Origin of the sequence: Dechloromonas denitrificans, from assembly GCF_020510665.1 — a bacterium.
GTDB lineage: Bacteria > Pseudomonadota > Gammaproteobacteria > Burkholderiales > Rhodocyclaceae > Azonexus > Azonexus denitrificans_B.
On record NZ_CP075187.1, the window covers coordinates 1,101,833 to 1,116,868 of the forward strand.

Annotated in this window: 9 protein-coding genes; 3 read left to right on the top strand and 6 right to left on the bottom strand. The window is 60.1% G+C overall.

All coding sequences use genetic code 11. The annotated features are described in order from the left end of the window. The first annotated feature begins 2 nt into the window (after window positions 1–2). The 3 genes from KI614_RS05150 to KI614_RS05160 are packed head-to-tail and all read left to right on the top strand — an operon-like array spanning window position 3 to window position 3,089. On the top strand, window positions 3–956 hold the full coding sequence (locus KI614_RS05150; protein ID WP_226408336.1) for a transglutaminase family protein: 954 nt from the start codon (window positions 3–5) through the stop codon (window positions 954–956). After that, the gene (locus KI614_RS05155) at window positions 953–2,173 is read left to right on the top strand and encodes a TIGR03862 family flavoprotein (protein WP_226408337.1); all 1,221 of its coding nucleotides are present in this window, start codon (window positions 953–955) and stop codon (window positions 2,171–2,173) included. The genes KI614_RS05150 and KI614_RS05155 overlap by 4 nt, the downstream gene beginning before the upstream one ends. Before the next feature lie 7 nt (window positions 2,174–2,180). Next, a complete protein-coding gene (locus tag KI614_RS05160) occupies window positions 2,181–3,089 on the top strand; it encodes a response regulator (protein ID WP_226408339.1) in 909 nt (302 codons plus the stop codon). Here KI614_RS05160 and KI614_RS05165 read toward each other — a convergent pair. The 6 genes from KI614_RS05165 to KI614_RS05190 all read right to left on the bottom strand — a co-directional run bounded on the left by KI614_RS05165 (window position 3,056) and on the right by KI614_RS05190 (window position 14,998). Beyond that, window positions 3,056–4,714, bottom strand: coding sequence for an ATP-binding protein (locus KI614_RS05165; protein WP_226408341.1), 1,659 nt, complete (start codon window positions 4,712–4,714; stop codon window positions 3,056–3,058). The genes KI614_RS05160 and KI614_RS05165 overlap by 34 nt on opposite strands. Then, on the bottom strand, window positions 4,705–8,022 hold the full coding sequence (locus KI614_RS05170) for an ATP-binding protein (RefSeq protein WP_226408343.1): 3,318 nt from the start codon (window positions 8,020–8,022) through the stop codon (window positions 4,705–4,707). The genes KI614_RS05165 and KI614_RS05170 overlap by 10 nt, the downstream gene beginning before the upstream one ends. Next, window positions 8,019–11,654, bottom strand: coding sequence for a PAS domain-containing hybrid sensor histidine kinase/response regulator (locus tag KI614_RS05175; protein ID WP_226408345.1), 3,636 nt, complete (start codon window positions 11,652–11,654; stop codon window positions 8,019–8,021). Before KI614_RS05175 ends, KI614_RS05170 begins: the two co-directional genes overlap by 4 nt. Window positions 11,655–11,684: 30 nt before the next feature. Then, window positions 11,685–12,770 carry a two-component system response regulator gene (locus tag KI614_RS05180; protein ID WP_226408347.1) on the bottom strand — a complete coding sequence of 362 codons (1,086 nt, stop codon included), beginning with the start codon at window positions 12,768–12,770 and terminating at the stop codon, window positions 11,685–11,687. A gap of 117 nt (window positions 12,771–12,887) precedes the next feature. Then, window positions 12,888–13,757, bottom strand: a complete 870-nt coding sequence (gene rsgA / locus KI614_RS05185; protein ID WP_226408349.1) for a ribosome small subunit-dependent GTPase A — start codon at window positions 13,755–13,757, stop codon at window positions 12,888–12,890. Beyond that, on the bottom strand, window positions 13,754–14,998 hold the full coding sequence (locus KI614_RS05190) for a M48 family metallopeptidase (RefSeq protein ID WP_226408350.1): 1,245 nt from the start codon (window positions 14,996–14,998) through the stop codon (window positions 13,754–13,756). The genes rsgA and KI614_RS05190 overlap by 4 nt, the downstream gene beginning before the upstream one ends. Window positions 14,999–15,036 lie beyond the last annotated feature (38 nt).

Genomic DNA, 15,036 nt, shown 5'->3' on the forward strand with positions numbered 1-15,036 from the left:
GCATGGCAGATTCACCCGTCCGCTATCATGTCCTGCACGAGACAAGTTACGACTACGGCAGCCCGGTATCGTTGTCGCAGCAGCAACTGCATCTTTCGCCCCGCATTCTTGACTGGCAGCAGATCGAAGAGCAGCGCATCGAAATCGATCCACCGCCCAACTGGCGGCGGGATGGTCAGGATGCTTTCGGCAACCCGGTGAGCTGGATTGCCTTTCATGCCCCGCATGAAAATTTGTGCATCCGTTCGTCGATGCGTGTGGCCGTCACGCCACATCGTCCCGAGGCCCTTGAGCAGTCGGTCGAGTGGGAAATCTTGCGCGATCGCCTGGCTTACGATGCGACCGAGCCGGACCCGGATGACATTGCGGCGACGCGTTTCCTGTTCGAAAGCGCCCATGTCCGCATCAAGCATGAACTGGCTGAGTACGCGGCCGATTGCTTTGCGCCGGAGACGCCCGTGCTGGTCGGGGCCGAAGCCCTGATGGCCAAGATTTTCCGCGAATTCAAGTTCGATCCAGAGGCGACGACGGTCTCCACGCCGGTCATGGAAGTGCTCGAAAAGAAACGCGGCGTCTGCCAGGATTTTGCCCATCTGATGATTGCCTGCCTGCGTGCCCTGGGTTTGCCGGCGCGTTATGTCAGCGGCTATCTACTGACCCGCCCGCCCCCCGGCAAGCCGCGCCTGATCGGTGCCGATGCCTCGCATGCCTGGGTTTCCGTCTATGCGCCGGGTTTTCCCGGCAACTGGGTTGATTTCGATCCGACCAACAACCTGCTGCCGGATACCGAGCACATCACCATCGCCATCGGCCGTGATTTCGGTGACATTTCGCCCCTGCGCGGCATCATTCTCGGTGGCGGCGGGGCCGAGCCGGAAGTGGCTGTCACGGTGATTCCACTCGACGAAGAAGCGTTGCCGGACAACCTGGCCGAAATCGTCAAGGAGGCCGAATGATGCGCCGCGTTGCCATTATCGGCGGCGGCCCGGCCGGCCTGATGGCGGCCGAGGTGCTGGCCGATGCTGCGGTCGACGGGCTGGAAATCGCCGTTTTCGATGCCATGCCTTCCGTCGGCCGCAAGTTCCTGATGGCTGGCAAAGGCGGGATGAATATCACGCATGCCGAAGCGCTGCCGGATTTTGTCCGTCGTTACGGTGCGCGTCAGCAGGAGGTCGGTCGCCTGATCGATGGTTTCAATCCGCAGGCGCTGCGTGAGTGGATTCATCGCCTCGGCATCGACACATTTGTCGGTACCTCGGGGCGGGTTTTTCCTACCGAAATGAAGGCTGCGCCGTTGTTGCGCGCCTGGCTGCATCGACTGCGCCTGGCCGGTGTCCATTTCCATGTCCGGCATCGCTGGCAGGGCTGGACGGCGGATGGTGAGCTGCGTTTTTCGACGCCCGATGGCGAGTGCGATGTCGTTGCCGATGCGGTGATCCTGGCGCTGGGCGGCGGCAGTTGGGCCAAGCTCGGCTCCGATGGCGCCTGGCTGCCGCTGCTGGCTGCACGCGGTGTCGATGTCGCGCCACTGCGCCCGAGCAATTGCGGCTTCGATGTCGCCTGGAGCGATCATTTCAGCCGTCGTTTTGCCGGCCAGCCGGTCAAGCCGGTCGTCGCTTCGGTCGCTGCCTGCGCCCAGCAGGGCGAGTTCAACATCACGGCCAGCGGCATTGAAGGCGGATTGATCTATGCCCTCTCGGCGCCGCTGCGTGATGCGCTGGAGCGGGATGGGCAGGCGATCCTGCATCTTGACCTGGCCCCCGGGCGTTCGCTTGAACGCTTGAGCGCCGAACTGTCGCGTCCGCAGGGTCGCGATTCGCTGGCCAACCATCTGCGCCGCAGGATCGGGCTGGAAGGGGTCAAGGCCGGGCTGCTGCGCGAATTGCTGCCGCCCGCCGCGTTGACCGCGCCAAACCTGCTGGCCGCCGGGATCAAGGCCCTGCCTGTGCCGGTCACGGCAACGCGGCCGATTGACGAAGCGATCAGCACGGCGGGCGGTGTGCGTTTCGAAGGTTTGGACGAAAAACTGATGCTCCGCCAGATGCCCGGTGTCTTTTGCGCTGGCGAAATGCTCGACTGGGAAGCGCCGACCGGGGGCTATCTGCTGACGGCCTGCCTGGCCAGCGGCCGACAGGCCGGTCTGGGCATGGCTGACTGGTTGCAAAGGCGCTGAACGAAGCATGCCGATGACGCCGCCTTGCATTCTGGTTGTCGATGATGAACCGGTCAGCCGGGAAATCCTGGTCGATAATCTGCAAGACAACGGCTACATCGTGGCCGATGCCGGGAGTGGCGCGGCCGCATGGCAATTGATCGACGCTTGTCCGGGGCGCTTCAGCGCCATCCTGCTGGATCGTATGATGCCCGACATGGATGGCATCGAAATCTTGCGTCGCCTCAAGTTGCGACCGGACATGATGCATGTGCCGGTCATCATGCAGACCGCCATGGGCAGCGAAAGCGATGTGCTTGAAGGGCTGCAGGCCGGCGCTTATTACTATCTGATCAAACCGTTCTCAGCCTCCACCCTGCTGGCTATCGTGGCTGCTGCAACGCGCGACTACCGGGGCTACCAGGCCTTGGCCGAGCAGGTCATGGCCCAGGACAGGACACTGGCCAGCCTGATCGAAGGACGCTTTGCCTTTCGTACGCCGGAAGAGGCGCGCAATCTGGCCGCGCTGGTTGCCAATGCAGCCCCCGAGCCGGCCCGCGTCGCGCTGGGTTTGTCGGAGTTGATGGATAACGCCATCGAGCATGGCAACCTGGCGATCGGTTATGCCGGTAAATCGGCGCTGATCGACAGTGGCGACCTGAATGCCGAAATCCGGCGCCGCCTGGCCTTGCCGGCTTACCGCGACCGCGTTGCCGAGCTGCAAATCAGTCGCAGCGAACAGGCCGTGCATTTCCTGATTCGTGACCAGGGCGTCGGTTTTGACTGGCGGCCTTATCTTGAAATGAGCCCTGAGCGTGTTTTCGATACGCACGGACGCGGTATTGCCATGTCGGCCATGGTCAGTTTTGACCAGCTCGATTATCGCGGTTGCGGCAACGAGGTTCAGGCGTCTGTCCGCTTGCCCTTGCCGACCTGATCGTTCGGCAGTTTTGCCAGGATCGACCGGGTGACGAGCAGGGCGTCATCGAAGGCATAGCGTTTGATTTCCCCTTCCAGACGGACGGCATCGCTACCCAGCGCCGGGTGAAACTGATCCGCCATGTCGCGCCACAATGTCAGCGCCTGAATGTCGTCTTCCGCCAGCAGTCGTTCAAGGCGACGTAGTGCTTCGTTGATGCGCTGCCAGTTGATCGCCGCTGGAACAGACGTCTCGGATGACTGGTCGGGCGTTTTGCTGTTCGGCGAAGCGGCGGCAGCGGCGATCACGGTCAACTCGATTTCAAACCAGAAAATGCTGCCTTCGCCGAGTCTGCTGCTGACCCCGATTTCTCCACCCATCATGTCGCTCAGGCGTTTGCAGATGGCCAGCCCGAGGCCGGTTCCACCGTGCTTTCGGCGTGATGAGACGTCACCTTGCTCAAATGGCTGGAACAGACGCTCCTGGAATTCGTCGGCAATACCGCTGCCGCTATCGCGTACGGCAAAGTGCAGCAGCGTGCGGTCCGGCCGATGCCCCGGTTTTTGCTGGAGGCTGAGTGCGACTTCGCCCTGACTCGTGAATTTGATGGCGTTGCTGACGAAATTGCCGATGATTTGACCAATCCGGATCGGGTCGCCATGCAAGAGCAGCGGCAGCTTTTCCGGTAGCTTGACCTGGAAGTCGATGCCTTTCTGGAGGGCTCGCCCCTTGTGGTCGGCAATCAGCTGCTCGATCATCCGGTGAGGTGAAAAATCAAGCGTCTCCAGTTTCAGTTGTTCGGATTCGATGCGTGAAATATCCAGCAGATCATTGATGACGCTGAGTAGTTGCTGCGTTGCACCGCTCATTTGCTGGAGCTTTTCACGCTGCTCCGGGTCGATGATTTTTTCGTGCAGTATCCAGCCGAGGCTGACGATGCTGTTCATCGGCGTACGGATTTCGTGCGATAGATTGGCGATGAAGCGGCTTTTCGCCCGATTGGCTGCTTCGGCCGCATCGCGGGCAATTTCCAGCTCGTGCGTACGCTGGCTGACCAGTTCGGCCAGATGTTCGCGGTGCTCGCGCAGTTCGTGATTCAGCTCCAGCAGGCTGCGATTCTGTTCGGTCATCAAGGCGTAGAGATCGACCAGCGCCTGGGTCAGCGCCTCCTGCTTCGGATCGTTGCGATAGCCTTCGGCGCTGTCGTAGGCATCGACCGGATTCATGCCTCTGCTGATGGCATGAATCTGGCGGGCCATGGCTTGATCTTCGCCCAGAATATGAAAAACCAGCCAGTTGGCCAGGAAACTGAGCAGCTTGCCGCCGGTGATTTCTTCACCGCATTGGTACATTTCCTTCATGGCGGCCACCGTGCTAGCGAATTCCCCGTGCGATTTCAGGTGATGCAGGTGGTGCCGCGAGTCGATGCCGTGTTGCGCCATCAGCTCATGCTCGCTCTGGAAGTGATAGATCGCGTAATGCGTCAGTTCGGCGAGCAGTAATTCGGCCTTGTCGGGGTTGCGGGCATAGGACAGCGCCAGAACCGGCGCACTTTGATTGATCAGGCGAACCAGATGCTGGTGTTGCTCGTCGACGATGGAAATGCCGGTGACAAAGTGGGCATTCCAGTTCATCAGTGCCATGTTGTTGCTTCCTCTGCCAGTTCCGGGTGTGCCGCCAGATAATGTTTGAAGATTTTCAGGGCTGCCGGGAAGTCAAATGTCTCGAGATGATCGATCATTCGTGCGTAATCCTTGCCGAGCAGGCTGCGCAGTTGCGATTCATTGTCGCGGGCAAGTTCGATGCTGCGGATATTGTCTTCGGCCAGCAGGGCGCCGATTTGCCGGAGGATAGGCAATGCGTTTTCCGGGTTCTGGTCGGCCGTTTTCGAGACGACGGGCGATTGTCCGAGAACGCCGGCCAGTGCTTCGCGCTGCGCGGCATGCCGGAGGCTCAGGTCAGCAAACAGCGTTTCCAGTTTTGCCAACGGTTCTTCGTGGCGTACCGCCTGTTCCAGCTCGGCTGCCGCCTGGCGGGTATCGCTCAGCCCAAGTGCGGCTGCCGCCCCTTTCAGCGTGTGTGCCTGGTGACGCACGGCCGGGTAATCGCCGTTGTCGAGCGCTTGGCGAATGGCGCGGTCTACATCCGTGTGATGTTGCAGATAATGTTCGAGCAGCTTGACGTATTTGTCCGGCTTGCCGTTCAGCGATGCGAGGCCCGTGACGATATCGAAGCCGGGCAGGGCGGTCAGTTGGCTGACAATTTTCTCGGGGCCGCTGGCGACGTGGACTTCAAGCGGCGGGGTAACTGCACTTGCCGGTGGGCACAGTTCGGTGGCCGGCAGCCAGCGCAGCAGCAGATCGTGCAGTGCCGCCGGTTCGACCGGCTTGGCCAGGTGATCGACCATGCCGGCAGCGAGGCAGGCCAGCCGGTCTTCGGTAAAGGCATTGGCGGTCATGGCGACGATTGTCGCGGTCGACCGTCCGGGCAGGGCCAAAATGGTTCGGGCCGCTTCCAGTCCGTTCATCACCGGCATCTGGATGTCCATCAGGATCAGGTCGTAATCGGTTTCACTGGCCATGGCGACGGCTTGCTGGCCATCTTCGGCCAGGTCGGCGATCAGGCCGGCATGCGCCAGCATGTCGAGCGCCACTTCCTGGTTCAGCGGGTTGTCTTCGGCCAGCAGAATGCGTGCGCTGCTGCGTGTCTCGCGAATCTCGGCTTCGCCATCGTCGTTGGCCTTGGTGCTCCGGGCAATCAAGGCGTGTTTGGCAAGCTGCAGGCGGAGCGTGACCCAGAAGGTGCTGCCTTCGCCAGGCGTGCTGTCAACGCCTGCTTCACCGCCCATTTTCTGGGCCAGCCGACGGCAGATTGCCAGACCCAGTCCGGTGCCACCGAAGTGGCGGGTCGTTGAGTCGTCTGCCTGCTCGAAGGGTTTGAACAGGCGTGGCCGGATGGTTGCCGGAATGCCGACGCCGGTGTCCTCGACTTCGCAGCGCAGCATGATTTCGCTGCCCTGCCGGCTGACGACGCGAACCCGCAAGCGAACGTGGCCGCGTTCGGTAAATTTGACGGCATTGGTCAGGAAATTGAGCAGAATCTGTTGCACCCGCAGCGGATCGCCATGCAAGCCGGGCGGCAAATCGGGGGAAATTTCGGCAATCAAGGCGAGCCCTTTGTCGCGCGCCTTGAATTCGACCATCTTCAGTGTTTCATCGATGACTTGCTGGGTCGAGAAATCGGTTTCTTCAAGCTCCAGTTTCTCGGCTTCGATCTTCGAGATATCGAGAATGTCATTGATCACGCTGAGCAGATGACGTGCAGCCTCGGTGATCCGGCCCAGCCTTTCCTGCTGGTGAGGGTCGTCCGAGTCGCGCAGCAGCAGGTGCGTCAGGCCGATCACGGCATTGAGTGGTGTCCTGATCTCGTGGCTCATGTTGGCCAGGAAGGAGCTCTTGGCCCGGCTGGCGCGTTCGGCATGCTCCTTGGCAATGGCCAGTTCGTAAGTCCGCTCGTCGACCATGGCTTCGAGACGGCGCCGGTAATGTTCCAGCTCGGCTTGTGCCAGGCGGCGTTCGGTGACGTCGGCGGTAAAAGCGAGGATGTGTGTCGTGCCGGCAATGTCGATCAGCGATGCGGAAATTTCGACATGGTGAATCTTGCCGTCATGGTCTTTCCAGATGCTTTCATGATTGATCACCCGTCCATCGGGGCCAAGCGAATCGAGAAAGGTCTGGCGAATTTCAGTATTTGGCCAGAGGCCGACGTCCATCGAAGTCAGGCCGATCATTTCGCTTCTTCGCCAGCCGAAGTTGCTCAGGAAATTATCGTTGGCATCGACAATCCGGCCATCGCTCACCCGCGTGATCGAGGCGCAGAGCGGGCTTGAGTTGAAGGCAACCTGGAAACGCTGGTGTTCGGCACGGGTTGCGGCCTCGGTTTCAAACAGCATGCGGTAGCGGCGTAGACCGCGTCTTTGGTAAACGAAGGCACTGGCGATCAAGGCGGTGAGCAGCAGGCCGGCAGTCAGTGCAATGATCAGGCGCGAGGCGTATTGCCACTCGGCCAGCGCCTCATCCTTGGCGATCTTGGCCACCATGTACCAACTGGTGTCGGGGACGGGCTGGATCGAGGCCAGGACCGGGCTGCCTTCGTAGTCGATGCCTTCGACAATGCCGCGAACGCCGCCAAAGACGGCCATCACCGAGGGAATGTCCTGGCGACTGTCGGGCAACCTGAGGCGCAATGCGGTACCGCTGCGCTGGCGTAACTCGTTGAGAAACAGCACATGGTCGCCATCGCGCCTGACCAGCAGGGTTTCTGCACTCAGGCTGGGGTGCGGCCATGCGTTCAAGATGGGAAACAGATGGATACTGGGGTCGATCTGCATCAATAGCGTACCGACCCGGCGTGCCGAATTGCCCGTTCCCGACTGTAGCGGAACAACCACGTCGGCATGCACCTGACCGTTATCCGGGGCAATGTGCAGGTCGCTCAGTGTGGCGCGATGAATGTGGTGGGAAACTTCCAGGACCAGGTGAATGCTGTCGGGAATGGCGATATTCCGTGCATTCAGGCTGAGCCGCGCTTCGCCGTTGGCGTCGAGCAGCAGGATGTCGCTGTAGCGATAGTTGTTTTTGAGCGACGTCATGTGACGGCGCAGGCTGTCGGCATTGGTTTTGCCCTGCAGGAAGGCGTCGACCGCAGCAATGAAATATTCGCTTTCGGCCAGGACCTGGCCATCGGCGATGCGTTCATTGCGCCAGTTGGTAATCTGCTCCGATTTGAGCTCGCTGATGGCCTGCAACTGGGCACCGACCTGATGCAACTGGTACTGGCGTTCGGCTTGATAAAGCAGGATGCCGCCGATCAGCAGAAAGCTGCAAATGGCGAACAGTGCCGGCAGCGCCCAGCGGCCGATAGGAACGGAGTCGATGGTGTTCTTGGTCAAGCGTTTTTCCCCGTGATTTCGTCAAGCAGCGCCAGGGCAGCTTCGAAATCGAAGGCCGAAACCTTTTCTTCGAACAGGCGAAAACGTGGGCCGAACAGCGCTCGCAGCGTTTCGGTCTGATGCTCGATCAACTCCTGGGCGCTCATTTCCCCTTCGTGCAGTTGCTTGCGCAGATCGGCCAGCAGACGGGCGTGGTGCTGTGGCAGGGCCTGTTCAGGGTCGGGTAGGGCAGCCGTGTCGAGCAGGGCGTGCAACTGCTGACTGAGCGTGCCGTAGATTTGTTCGGTGTTTTTGAGCAGGACTTCGGTGGCGGACATTTCTATTTTGTCGCGAATCGCCATTTCGAGTTGGGCGGCTATTTTCTGTATTTCGGCGGCCCCCAGTGCGCCGGCGGCCCCCTTCAGGGAATGTGCCAGCCGGCGTGCTTCGTCGATGTTGCCATCACGCAGGTGCTGGCGAATCAGATCGAAATCGCCCGTATGATTTCTGGCAAATTTGCCGAGCAGCCGCTCGTAACTGGCAACCCGGCCACGCACGGCATTCAGGCCGAAAGCGTAGTCAAGACCAGGAATCTCGGCCAGGGTGGCGGGTGCAAAGACAACGGCTGCGCTGCTCGCTTCCGGGGGCGGTGAGGTGAGGTCGGTTGAGAGCCAGTGGGCCAGTGCGGCAAACAATACGTCCGGATTGACCGGCTTCGGAATGTGGTCGTTCATGCCTGCGGCGAGGCAGGTGTTTCGGTCGTCGTCGAAGGCATTGGCGGTCATGGCCAGAATCGGAATGCGGTGACCGACCGGTAGCTGGCGAATGTGGCGCGTCGCGGTGATGCCATCCATCACCGGCATTTGCATGTCCATCAGGATCAGGTCGTAGTCGTTTTTCCCCACCATTTCGACGGCTTCTGCCCCGTTGACCGCGAGATCGGCTTGCAGGCCGACGCTGCGCAGCAGGTCGAGGGCGACCTCCTGATTGATCGGGTTGTCCTCGGCCAGCAGGATGCGGGATTGCCGGAAGTGGTCGGCCAGAATCTGGTCGGCATCGTCCATCAAGGCGGGCAGGCTTTCCTGCTGTCCGGATTGTCCACGTTGCACTCGCACGGTGAACCAGAACGTGCTGCCCCGGCCGGCACGACTGTTCAGGCCGGTTTCACCGCCCATCAACTCTGCCAGCCGCCGGGCAATGGCCAGGCCGAGGCCGGTGCCGCCAAAGCGCCGTGTCGTCGAACTGTCCGCCTGTTCGAAGGCATCGAAAATGCGAGCCTGGTGGGCATCGGGAATGCCGATCCCGGTGTCGCTGACGGCAAAGCGGACGAGCAAGTCGTTGCCTGTCTGGGCAACCAGGCTGATGCTCAGCGAAATGCTCCCGCGCTCGGTGAATTTGATCGCATTGGTCAGGTAGTTGAGCAGTATCTGGCGAATCCGCAAGGGGTCGCCAAACAAGACTTCGGGCAAGGCCGGATCGATCGTTTTGTTGAATTCAAGACCGCGTGACTGCAAGCGATCGATGATCATCTGGGTGCTGTGGTCGACGATCTGGTTGAGGCTGAAATGAAGTGGCTCGAGTTCGAGCTTGCCGGCTTCGATTTTTGAAATATCAAGAATCTGGTTGATGATCGTCAGCAAGTGGCGCGCCGCATCGCTGACCTTGCTGAGGCGATGCAGCTGGTTCTGGTCTCGTGTGCTGCGTTCGGCCAGATGCGTCAGGCCGATGATGGCATTCATCGGTGTGCGGATTTCGTGGCTCATGTTGGCCAGGAACGTGGTTTTTGCCTGGCTGGCCTGTTCGGCAGCTTCTTTTGCAGCGGCCAGCTCAGCGGTGCGTTCGCTGACCAGCATTTCAAGGTGGTTGCGATGATTTTCCAATTCCTGCTGATTCTGCTTTTGAACCGTGATGTCCTGCCAGATCGAGCTGATCATCGGCTTGCCGCCAACGTCGACGACCGCGACGCCGATGCGGGCGATCTGAATGCTGCCATCCTTGCGCCTGTGGCGATTCTCAAAGACCTGCCGGCCATGAACGATGATTTCTTTCAGGTAGCCGCGCAGGGCTGCTTCATCGAGGTCGACCTGAATGTCGAGCAGGTTCTTGCCGGCAAATTCTTCCCGGGTGTAGCCCAGGCTGCGCGTTGCCGATTCGTTGATTTCGAGGAATTCCAGCGTTTCCGGATCGATCAGGCAAATGCCGTCCGGTGCGTGCGTCACAATGCTGCGGTACAGTTCCTCGCGCTCGCGCAGGGCTTCTTCAGCCGCCCGGCGCTCTGAAATGTCATCGATATAAACGACCAGATGCGGTACGCCTTCCATGTCGACCATTTCGGCCGACAGGCTAATCAGGCGTTTGCGTCCGTCACGGCCGATGCCGACACTGTCGAAATTGAGTACGCGCTTGTCGCGGCGGAGAATTTCGACCATTTTACGGCGCTCTTCCGGGCTACCCCAAAGGCCCGCTTCCGTGGTCGTCTTGCCGAGCAGTTCTTCGCGCGTCCAGCCATATTCGCGCAGCAGGCGTTCATTGACATCGACCAGCTTGCCGTCGCTCATGCGCGTGATGCATGAAGCCACCGGTGCCGCCCGGAAGGCTGTGGCCAGCCGCTTCTGCAAATCGGAAACGGCTGCCTCGGCGCGTTTGCGTTCGGAGATGTCGAGAATGAAGGCAAGCACGTAGGGAATATTGCTCAGGGTGACGATTTCGGCAGAAATACTGACGAAGATCGTGCGCCCGTCGCTCCTTAGCCATTCGGTCTGGTAATCCTGAATCCGGCCGCTTTCTTTCAGTGCGGCGCGCCAGTTGTTGCGCTCCTCGGCGTTGAGCCAGAGGTTGAGTTCGGGGGCGCTGCGGCCGATCAGTCCTTCACTCTTGCAGCCGATCAGCTCGGCGTAGCGTGTATTGACTTCAAGATAGATCCCTTCCTCCACCGTACTCAGCGAAACAGCCGCCGGGCTGGCGTTGAAAGCAACTTCAAAGCGCTCCTGTAATTCGCGCATCTGGGTCATGTTGCGGCCGATGCCGAGAACGCCGACCAGGCGACCTTCGCCATCGCGCATCGGGGCTTTGGTCGTATTGAGTAATTCGCGATGGCCGTCGCAGGCAAAGCTGACCCATTCTTCATTGCTGCGTGGGCCGTTGGCGTGCAGCGCGGCTTGGTCGTTGGCGCGGAAGAACTCGGCCAGTTCGCGGTCGACGAAGTCAAAATCGGTTTTTCCGATAATGCTCGCCTCGTCAGCGCCGAAGAATTGTTCGAAGCGCTTGTTGCAGCTGAGATAAATCCCGTCAGGGTCTTTCAGCCAGATCAGATCGGGCAGCGTATCGAGCAGGGTGCGCAGTTGGGCCCGTTCGGCGTCGAGTTCCTCGGCGGCACGGTCGGCCAGCTCGCGGGCAGCCAGTTCGCCTTGCTGGCGGCGTTCGCTGCGCCCGAGCAGGCGCCGGATCAGCAGAACAAGCAGGCTTGCCGTGACGGCGATGAAAAGCCAGCCTTTCAGGATGTTGACCAGGACGTGCTGCTTGGGGTCAGGGAAGAGTTGCTCGGCCAGCTGATCCGAAATGAGGATCCAGAGCGAAGAAAAAATAACGTAAGGCACAACGACCAGCAATATCTCGCCGGTTGTACTTGATCCCTTGAGCGGGCGTTCGTTCATTGTCACGTATCCCTTGCTCGTCCGGCGGGTTTATTCCGCGTAGGTGTTGGCGATCATCGTGAATTTTTCGAATTCCTGATTGAATGCGGTCACGATATCAGGATCGAAATGCTTGCTGCTGCCGTCAAGAATGATTTGCCGTGCCTGTTCGTAAGGCATGGGCGGCTTGTAGACGCGCTGGCAGATCAGGGCATCGAATACGTCGGCCAGGGCCATCAATCTTGCCGCAATCGGAATCCTGTCGCCGGAAAGCCCTTCCGGGTAGCCGCTGCCGTCCCATTTTTCATGATGGAAATGGGCAATTTCCTTGGCGATGGCAAGAAATTCAACCGGTTTTTCCGCATCTTTTTCTGCTTGGGCAATGGCATTACTGCCCAGAATCGCATGCGTTTTCATGATTTCCCACTCTTCCGGCGTCAGTTTGCCCGGTTTGAGCAGCACATGGTCGGGAATGCCGACTTTGCCGATGTCGTGCAGAGGCGCCGACTTGGCGAGCGCATCAATCGTCCGGTCATCAAGATAGCCGGCAAAGCGCGGGTGGTATTTCAGGCTGTTGGCCAGGGTGCGGACATATTCCTGGGTTCGGCGCAGGTGATTGCCGGTTTCAGGGTCGCGCGTTTCAGCCAGTCGGGCCAGGGCGTGGATACTGACTTGCTGGATCAGCTGGTTTTCACCCATCCGGCGCGAGACTTCGGCTTCGAGAAAGCTGTTCTGGTCTTTCAGGAAATCGCGTGCCTGCTTGAGTTCAAGGTGGGTCCTGATCCGGGCCAGCACAATGGCTGGGCGCAGCGGCTTGGTGATGTAGTCGACGGCGCCGCAGGCCAGTCCGTGTTCCTCATCCTCGGTCGCATCCATGGCGGTGACGAAAATGACCGGAATGTGGCGGGTTTCGGGGTCGGTACGCAGTGCTGCAAGCACATCGTAGCCGTCCATTTCCGGCATCATCACATCAAGCAGGATGAGGTCCGGTTGTGGCGTACCGTGGGCAATCTGGAGCGCACGTCGGCCGGAGTTGGCGGCACGGACGCGGTAGGCCGGTTGCAACAGCTCACCGAGAACGCTGAGATTCTCCGGTGTGTCATCGACAATCAGTACGGTCGGCTGCCTGGCGGCCATGTGTTTTCTCCAGTCATGCCAAGAGTGGCGACTTTGTCAGAATTATCACCTTGAACTGCCAATATTGCTACTGATCGAAGTTGCTTTATCTCTGCGCCGATGATTTGCCGGAAATTTTCAGCTTGGACGTAGTGTTCCCATCAGCCGGTGATAAACCGCAAAGCGCCTTTCGTTGATTTTTCCGGCGTTGACCGCGGCAGTCAGGGCGCAATCGGGTTCGCGGTTGTGCTGGCAGTCGCGGAAGCGGCACTGGCCGAGGAAGGGCCGAAATTCGCGGAAGGCATATTCGATGTCCTGGCGATCCAGGTGGCCCAGGCCGAATTCCTGCAGGCCGGGGGAGTCGATCAGGTGGCTTTCGCTGTCGAGGTGGTAAAGCGTGGCGTGCGTTGTCGTGTGTTTGCCGGAATCCAGCGCCAGTGAAATTTCACGGGTTGCGGCGTTGGCTTCCGGGACCAGTGCGTTGACCAGTGTCGATTTGCCCATGCCGGACTGGCCAACCAGCACGCTGGTGACGCCGTGCAGCGATGGGCGGAGGTCTTCGGCGTGTGCCAGGGCCGAGAGTTCGAGAATGGGGTAGCCGATCTCGGCAAATATTTTCAGGCGCTCACGAGCGGCCGGGAGCTTGTCGCTCAGATCGCATTTGTTGAGAACGATGAGCGGGCGAATTTCTTCGCTCTCGGCGGCCAGAAGCGCCCGCGTCAGCAACTCGTCGGAAAACGCCGGTTCGGTCGCCACCACCACCACCAGTTGATCGACATTGGCGGCGATCAGCTTCTGTTTGTGCTCGTTCGAGCGGTACAGCAGGCTGGAGCGAGGCTGGATGCCTTCGATGACGCCTTGATTGTCGGAGGTGCGCTCGATATCGAGCCGGTCGCCGCAGACGACTTCACTTTTCTTGCCGCGCGGCACGCAAGGCAGGCGCGTGCCATCGGGGAGTTCGACAACATATTGACGACCGTGGGCGGCAATGACGCGACCTTCCATCATGCTGTGTGTCCTTGCAGGTGGGCGATACGCTGGGCGGCTGGTGGGTGCGAGTCGTAGAGCAGCGAGTGCAGCGGGTCGGGCGTCAGTGTCGAGGCATTGTCTTCGTACAGTTTGACCAGTGCCCGGACCAGGTCGCCGGCACTGGCGTGTTCGGCGGCGTAGGCATCGGCTTCGAATTCGTTGCGGCGCGACAGGTAGCTGCCGAGCGGTGCCAGCGGAAAGGTGAAGGCCGGGATGACGAGGAAGAACAGGACCAGGGCCAGCGCCGTATTTTGGGCCGGTACGCCGAGACCGTTGTAGAACCAGGCGGCGTCGATCAGTTGTCCGAGCAGCCAGAGGAAGCCGAGCGAGACGGCAAACATCAGTACGATGCGCTGGAGGATGTGGCGTTTGCGAAAGTGGCCCAGTTCATGGGCCAGAACGGCTTCGACTTCGGTCGGTGCGAGGCGCGACAGCAGGGTGTCGAAGAAGACGATCCGCTTGTTGTTGCCGAAGCCGGTGAAGTAGGCGTTGCCGTGGCTTGAACGTTTCGAACCGTCCATCACGAACAGGCCGCTCGAGCGAAAGCCGCAACGGGCCAGCAGGGCTTCGATCCGGGTTTTCATCTCGCCATCTTCGAGCGGCGAGAATTTGTTGAACAGCGGCGCGATCCAGGTCGGGTAGATGAACATGATCAGCAGATTGAAAGCGGACCAGAAGAGCCAGACGTAAAACCACCAGGCACTACCCATGGCCGTCATCAACCAGAGTACGGCCAGGATCACCGGTGTGCCGATCAGCAGGCCGATCAGGCTTTGCTTGAGCAGGTCGGAGAAGAACAGGCCGAGGCTCATCCGGTTGAAGCCGTGGCGGGCTTCGATGACGAACTGGCGATAAAGCGAAAAAGGCAGGTCGATGATTGCCGAGACAAGCATGACGCTGAAAATGATGGCCAGCCCGTAGCTCAGGCCATCCAGCCGGCTCGTCCAGAAATCGTGCAGCCATGCCAGTCCGCCACCCAGGGTCAGGGCGAGGAGCAGGGCGGCATCAACCAGCGTGGTCTGCAAACTGAATTTGCTGCGGTCGACGGTGTAATCGGCTGCTTTTTGATGAGCCGGCAGGCTGATCCGTTCGGCAAACTCACCCGGTACATTGGTGCGGTGGGCGCTGACAAAGCGGATGTGACGCAGGGTCAGCCACAGGCGGGCCGACAGGGTCAGCGTGAAGGCGGCAAGAAACAGGAGGGTAAATTGGGATGTCACTGAGTGAAGGCCGAAGCTGTGAGAAAATCTGGGTTTTT

What these genes read in the sequence shown, in the direction of transcription:
- KI614_RS05160 (WP_226408339.1), top strand. Translation starts at nt 2,181, where the DNA reads ATGCCGATGACGCCGCCTTGCATTCTGGTTGTCGATGATGAACCGGTC.
- KI614_RS05150 (WP_226408336.1), top strand. Translation starts at nt 3, where the DNA reads ATGGCAGATTCACCCGTCCGCTATCATGTCCTGCACGAGACAAGTTAC.
- KI614_RS05155 (WP_226408337.1), top strand. Translation starts at nt 953, where the DNA reads ATGATGCGCCGCGTTGCCATTATCGGCGGCGGCCCGGCCGGCCTGATG.
- KI614_RS05165 (WP_226408341.1), bottom strand. Translation starts at nt 4,714, where the DNA reads ATGGCACTGATGAACTGGAATGCCCACTTTGTCACCGGCATTTCCATC.
- KI614_RS05180 (WP_226408347.1), bottom strand. Translation starts at nt 12,770, where the DNA reads ATGGCCGCCAGGCAGCCGACCGTACTGATTGTCGATGACACACCGGAG.
- KI614_RS05175 (WP_226408345.1), bottom strand. Translation starts at nt 11,654, where the DNA reads ATGAACGAACGCCCGCTCAAGGGATCAAGTACAACCGGCGAGATATTG.
- rsgA (WP_226408349.1), bottom strand. Translation starts at nt 13,757, where the DNA reads ATGATGGAAGGTCGCGTCATTGCCGCCCACGGTCGTCAATATGTTGTC.